This is a genomic window from Spirillospora sp. NPDC000708, assembly GCF_040299565.1.
GTDB lineage: Bacteria > Actinomycetota > Actinomycetes > Streptosporangiales > Streptosporangiaceae > Spirillospora.
This window is the reverse complement of sequence record NZ_JBEPCJ010000189.1, coordinates 1-6,107: the sequence shown is the minus strand read 5'-3', so window position 1 is coordinate 6,107 and position 6,107 is coordinate 1. Positions and strand designations below refer to the sequence as shown.

Sequence of the window (6,107 nt, the reverse complement as noted above, 5' to 3'; positions counted from 1 at the left end):
GCGGGGGCCGCCCCGCGCGGGGGCGCCCGGGGGGGGGCGCCGCGGGCCGTGGGCCCGGGGGGGCGGGGGCCCCCCCCGCGGGCCGGGACGGTGCCGGTGCCGGTGCGGACCGGATCAGGTGCTGCTGCTGAGCTCCAGGTCCTTCACCTTCGGGTCGCCCTCGTCGGCCAGGTAGTCGGCCTCGCGGGTGGCGTCCTCGCCGTCCTTGAGCCTGGCCGCCCGGAAGACCAGGGTCGCCGCCACGGCGACGACCAGGTTCACGGCCAGCGCGAGCATGCCCACGTAGACGGTCTTCTCGGTGTCGAGGCCGAGGTCGCTCAGCTTGAACGCCGAGCCGCCGAAGTGCTCCTTGTGCTTGGCGGGGTTCGGGATGTCGTACAGCATCCACAGCCCGGCGATCATGCCCGCGGCCCAGCCGGCGATCAGCGCGGCGCGGTGGAACCAGCGGGTGACCAGGCCCAGCGCCACCGACGGCAGCGTCTGCAGGATGATGACGCCGCCGATCAGCTGCAGGTCGATCGAGAACTGCGGGTCCAGCACCAGGATGCACAGCACGGCGCCGACCTTGACGACCAGCGACACCAGCTTGCTGACCAGCGCTTCCTGCTTCTCGGTCGCGCCCTTGTGCAGGTACTCCTTGTAGATGTTGCGGGTGAACAGGTTCGCCGCCGCGATCGACATGATCGCCGCCGGGACGAGCGCGCCGATGCCGACGGCGGCGTAGGCGACGCCCGCGAACCAGTCCGGGAACATGTGGTCGAAGAGCAGCGGGACGACCGTGTTGGTGTCCGGGCTGCCGTCGGTGACGACCGGCTTGACGCCCGCGGCGATCGCCATGAAGCCGAGCAGCGCGATCAGCCCCAGCACGAAGCTGTAGGCCGGCAGCGCCGCCATGTTCCGCTTGATCACGTTGCGGTTCTTGCTGGCCAGCACGCCGGTGACGCTGTGCGGGTAGAGGAACAGCGCCAGCGCCGAGCCGAGCGCGAGCATGGCGTAGTTCAGCTGGTTGCCGCCGTTGAGCAGGATGCCGTCGCTCGGCACCGGGGTCTTGGCGAACTTGGCCTGGGCCGCGTCGAAGACGTGCCCCCAGCCGCCCAGCTTGGACGGGATGTAGAGCACCGCGACGATGATCACCAGGTAGATCAGCAGGTCCTTGACGAAGGCGATCAGCGCCGGGGCGCGCAGCCCGGACTGGTAGGTGTAGGCCGCCAGCACGAGGAACGCGATGATCAGCGGCCAGTGCCCGTTCACGCCCATCGTCTTCAGCACGGCCTGGATGCCGACGAGCTGCAGCGCGATGTACGGCATCGTGGCGACGATGCCGGTGATCGCGATGACCAGCGCCAGCGTCGGGGAGCCGAACCGGGCCCGGACGAAGTCCGCGGGCGTGACGAACCCGTGCACGTGCGACACCGACCAGAGCCGGATCAGCACGAGGAACACCAGCGGGTAGACGACGATCGTGTAGGGGACGGCGTAGAAGCCCGCGGCGCCCGCCCCGAACACCAGGGCCGGGACGGCGACGAACGTGTAGGCGGTGTAGAGGTCGCCGCCGATCAGGAACCAGGTGATCCAGCTGCCGAAGCTGCGGCCGCCGAGGCCCCATTCGTCGAGCGAGTGCATGCTGTCGGGCCTGCGCCACCGGGCGGCGACGAAGCCCAGCCCGCTGACCAGCAGGAACAGCACCACGAAGACGACCATCTCGGTCGTGTGCCCGTGCGCCATGGCTCAGTCCCTCTTCCGCGTCATGAGGTACACGATCACGGTGCAGGCGACGCCCAGCGGAATGAAGGCGAGCTGCATCCAGTAGAAGGCCGGGAAGCCGGCGAGGCGCGGTCCGTCGCTGTTGAACAGGAAGGTCAGCAGCGGGACGACGACGGGAACCAGCAGGAGCCAGTTCCACGGGCTGCGGTCGGAGCGACGGGCCGGCTCCGGCGGGTCTTGCGAGGCCAAAGGGATCCTCCTCGTGCGTGCGGCACGCGGTCCGCCCGGATCGCGAGACGGACCCTGCCAGGGGTGGAGCCGGGAAAGGCTATCCGCCTGCGATAACGGCTCGATATCGACCGCGGCACGACTTGACTGGATCGTTCCAACCCGTGGACGCCCAGCTCAGCCCACCGGACGGGACCGGCCCCGGCGGCGCGGGGCGCGTCCGGCCCGCGGGGTCGCCGCCCCCGGGCGGACACTGGTAGCCTCGCCGTATGCGAACCGCGTCCCGCCGGTGGTGGTGGCGCCGCTGAGGCGGCGCCGGTTCGTGCATGTCCTAGACCAGGCGACCGCCCTCATCGGCGGTCGTTTCCCGGTGTCCGCCGGTGCAGGGCCCGAAACGAGGGGCCACCGCGGTGGAGACCGTCTCACAGCACGCCGACTCACAGCACGCCGACATCGGTCGGGCGGGGATCGGCGAGTTCGTCACCGCCGGGGGCGTACGGGTGACCCGTACCGCCGTCCCGGTCGACTCCGAGCGCAAGTCCGACGTGCTGAACGCCCTCGTCGCCGCCGTGGGGGAGCGGCGCGGCGGCGTGCTCAGCTCGGGCATGGAGTATCCCGGCCGCTACAGCCGCTGGCACATGGCCTACGTCGACCCGTGCCTGGAGATCGTCGCGCGGGGCCGGAACGTGTCCGTCCGCGCGCTGAACGGCCGGGGGCGCGTGGTCCTTCCGGCGGTGGCGGGGGCGCTGCGCCCCGTCGGCGAGGTCCGCGCGGACGGGCCGGCGGAGTTCGAGGTCTTCGTCCCGCCGACGGAGGAGTTCTTCGCCGAGGAGGACCGCAGCCGCCAGCCGACCGTCTTCACGGCGCTGCGCGCGGTGATCGACCTGTTCCGCTGCGACGACCCGCACCTCGGCCTGTACGGGGCGTTCGGGTACGACCTGTCGCTGCAGTTCGAGCCGTTGCGGACGCGCCTGGAGCGGCCCGCCGACCAGCGCGACCTCGTCCTCCACCTCGCCGACGAGATGGTCGTGGTGGACCGCAAGCGCGAGACCTCGCACCGCATGTCCTACGAGTTCGAGGTGGGCGGCGCGAGCACGGCCGGGATCCCGCGCGCCACCGAGCCGACGCCCGTCCCGTCGCGGGGTGAGTTGCCGCCGCAGCCCGTGCCCGGCGTGTACGCCCGGATGGTGCGGGACGCCAAGGAGAAGTTCGTGCGCGGCGACCTGTTCGAGGTGACGCCGGGCCACGCCATGTACGGGCGCTGCGACGCGCCCGCCGTCTTCTTCGAGCGGCTCCGCGAGACGAACCCCGCGCCGTACGAGTTCATGTTCAACCTCGGCGACGGGGAGTACCTGGTCGGCGCGTCGCCGGAGATGTTCGTCCGGGTCACCGGCGACCGGGTGGAGACCTGCCCGATCGCCGGGACGATCAGGCGCGGCGGCGACGCGCTGGAGGACGCCGACCAGATCCGCGCGATCCTGTCGTCGGCCAAGGACGAGTCCGAGCTGACGATGTGCACCGACGTCGACCGCAACGACAAGTCGCGGGTCTGCGTGCCGGGCAGCGTGCGGGTGCTCGGCCGCCGGCAGATCGAGCTGTACTCGCGGCTGATCCACACCGTCGACCACATCGAGGGCCGGCTGCGCCCCGGCTTCGACGCGCTCGACGCGTTCCTGACCCACATGTGGGCGGTGACGGTGACGGGCGCGCCGAAGGCGTGGGCGATGCAGTTCATCGAGGACCACGAGGACTCGCCGCGCCGCTGGTACGGCGGCGCGGTCGGCTGCGTCGGGTTCGACGGGTCGATGAACACCGGGCTGACGCTGCGCACCGCGCAGATCCGCGACGGGATCGCGACGGTGCGGGCCGGCGCGACGCTGCTGTACGACTCGGACCCGGACGAGGAGGAGCGCGAGACGCACCTGAAGGCCAGCGCGCTGCTCGGCGCGCTGGAGGCGTCGCGGCGGCCGTCCGCCGCGGCGGCGGCCGAGGAGCCGGCGCCGCTGCCGGACCTGCCCGGCGAGGGGCTGAAGGTGCTGCTCGTCGACCACGAGGACTCGTTCGTCAACACCCTCGCCGACTACTTCCGGCAGCAGGGCGCCGAGGTGGTCACGCTGCGGCACGGGTTCCCCGTGCGGATGCTGGACGACCACGCGCCGGACCTGGTGGTGCTGTCGCCCGGCCCGGGCCGTCCGGAGGACTTCGCGACCCGGGGGCTGCTGGACGCCCTCGACAAGCGGGACCTGCCGGTCTTCGGGGTGTGCCTCGGCCTGCAGGCGATGGTCGAGCACGCGGGCGGGGAGCTGACCCTGCTGCCCGAGCCGTCGCACGGCAAGCCCGGCCAGGTGAAGGTGGTCGGGGGCGCGCTGTTCGAGGGCCTCGCCGACGAGTTCACCGCGGCCCGCTACCACTCGCTGCACGCCACCCCGGACCGGGTGAAGGGCTTCGAGGTGACGGCGCTGACCGGGGACGTCGTGATGGCGATCGAGGACGCGGGCCGGCGGCGGTGGGCGGTGCAGTTCCATCCGGAGTCGATCCTCACCGCGGCGGGCGGCGCGGGGCACCGGATCGTGGCGAACGTGCTGCGCCTCTGCCGCGCCCGGTGACGCCCGTCGCCCCCGCTCGTCCGGGACGGCCTTGGCCGCAGGGGCCGCGGGCTCGTTCGGGGCCAAATGTCAACCCGCCGGACGCAGGAGCCGGTCCTCGTCCTGAAGCATCATCGCGGACGTCCGGAAATGGTCCCGTGGTTCCTGGACCGGTCCGGGCGGGCGCGGAAGACTCGGTTTCCGGCCACGGCGCCGTGTCGCGCGGCGCGTGATCGCCGTTATCCCGGCGGAGGGGGGAGCGATCCCCCCTCCGCCCGAAACCAAGATTCGGGTTGACCGAATCGAGGTGGTGGTTTTGTCGGTTTCATACCGGGGATCCCGCTCGCCATGATGACAATCCTGTGGCTCATCGCCGTGATCCTGGTGATCTCCGGCATCTACGTGATCCTCGCCCGGCGCGAGCTGATCTGGGGCATCGTCCTCATCGTCGTCGGGCTGCTCGTCGGCCCCGGCGGCGTGAGCATCTTCACCTGAGTGCGGTGAACCCCGGCCGGGGACGTGGCGGAACACTGACGCGGGCTGTCAGGTTTCCGCGCCAGCATCGTCCCCATGAGCCGAGAACTGAAAGGCACGATCGCATTGGTCGCGGGCGGCACCCGCGGCGCCGGCCGCGGCATCGCCGCCGAGCTGGGCGCCGCGGGGGCCACCGTGTACGTCACGGGGCGCACCACCCGGTCGCAACGGTCCGAGATGGGCCGCCCCGAGACCATCGAGGAGACCGCCGAGCTGGTGACCGCGGCGGGCGGCGAGGGCATCGCCGTCCAGGTCGACCATCTCGACCCCGCGCAGGTCACCGCGCTCGTCCGGCGCATCGACGAGGAGCACGGGCGGCTGGACGTCCTGGTCAACGACGTCTGGGGCTCCGACCACCTGTTCCGGTTCGGTGAGCCGCTGTGGGAGCAGTCGCTGGAGGACGGGCTCCGGCTGCTCCGGCTGGCCATCGACACCCACGCCGTCACCAGCCACCGGGCGCTGCCGCTGCTGATCCGCGAGCCCGGCGGGCTCGTCGTCGAGATGACCGACGGGACCGCCGAGTACAACGCCCGCTACCGCGAGGACGTCGGGTTCTTCTACGACCTCGCGAAGAGCGCCGTCATCCGGATGGCGCTCGCCCAGTCCGTGGAGATCGCGCCGCACGGCGGCACCGCCGTCGCGCTCACGCCGGGCTGGCTGCGGTCGGAGGCGATGCTGGAGCACTTCGGCGTCACCGAGGAGACCTGGCGGGACGGCATCGCCGCGAACCCCGGCTTCGCCATCTCCGAGTCGCCCGCCTTCGTCGGGCGGGCCGTCGCCGCGCTCGCCGCCGACCCGGACCGGGCCCGCTGGAACGGCGCGTCGCTGTCCAGCGGCGGCCTCGCGCGGGTCTACGGCTTCACCGACGCCGACGGCAGCCGCCCCGACTGCTGGCGCTACCTCACCGACGGGCGGCCCGCCGACCTCACCGGCTACCGCTAGTCCCGGCCCTCCGGCGCCGATCCGCGGAGGGCCTCGCCCCGGGCGGCGGCCGGGGGGGCGCGGGGAACTACACCGCGTACACGCCCGGCGGGTTGACGGCCCGCCCCGGGGGCG

At 72.4% G+C, this 6,107-nt stretch carries 5 protein-coding genes; 3 read left to right on the top strand and 2 right to left on the bottom strand.

Annotated elements, in window-relative coordinates:
• Positions 1-114 precede the first annotated feature (114 nt).
• Positions 115-1,725, bottom strand: a complete 1,611-nt coding sequence (gene mctP / locus ABT299_RS51980; RefSeq protein WP_190854016.1) for a monocarboxylate uptake permease MctP — start codon at positions 1,723-1,725, stop codon at positions 115-117.
• Between the two features lie 3 nt (positions 1,726-1,728).
• Positions 1,729-1,953 carry a DUF3311 domain-containing protein gene (locus ABT299_RS51975; RefSeq protein ID WP_190854014.1) on the bottom strand — a complete coding sequence of 75 codons (225 nt, stop codon included), beginning with the start codon at positions 1,951-1,953 and terminating at the stop codon, positions 1,729-1,731.
• A 446-nt stretch (positions 1,954-2,399) separates the two neighbouring features.
• On the opposite strand from ABT299_RS51975, the gene ABT299_RS51970 reads away from it, so the two are divergent.
• From ABT299_RS51970 to ABT299_RS51960, 3 genes are all read left to right on the top strand, one after another.
• Complete coding sequence (locus tag ABT299_RS51970; protein WP_347256601.1) at positions 2,400-4,538, top strand: anthranilate synthase component I; 2,139 nt, start codon at positions 2,400-2,402, stop codon at positions 4,536-4,538.
• A gap of 327 nt (positions 4,539-4,865) precedes the next feature.
• On the top strand, positions 4,866-5,012 hold the full coding sequence (locus ABT299_RS51965; RefSeq protein ID WP_190854010.1) for a GPGG-motif small membrane protein: 147 nt from the start codon (positions 4,866-4,868) through the stop codon (positions 5,010-5,012).
• Positions 5,013-5,087: 75 nt separating this feature from the next.
• Positions 5,088-5,993 carry an SDR family oxidoreductase gene (locus tag ABT299_RS51960; RefSeq protein ID WP_500255392.1) on the top strand — a complete coding sequence of 302 codons (906 nt, stop codon included), beginning with the start codon at positions 5,088-5,090 and terminating at the stop codon, positions 5,991-5,993.
• The last annotated feature ends 114 nt before the right edge of the window (positions 5,994-6,107 follow it).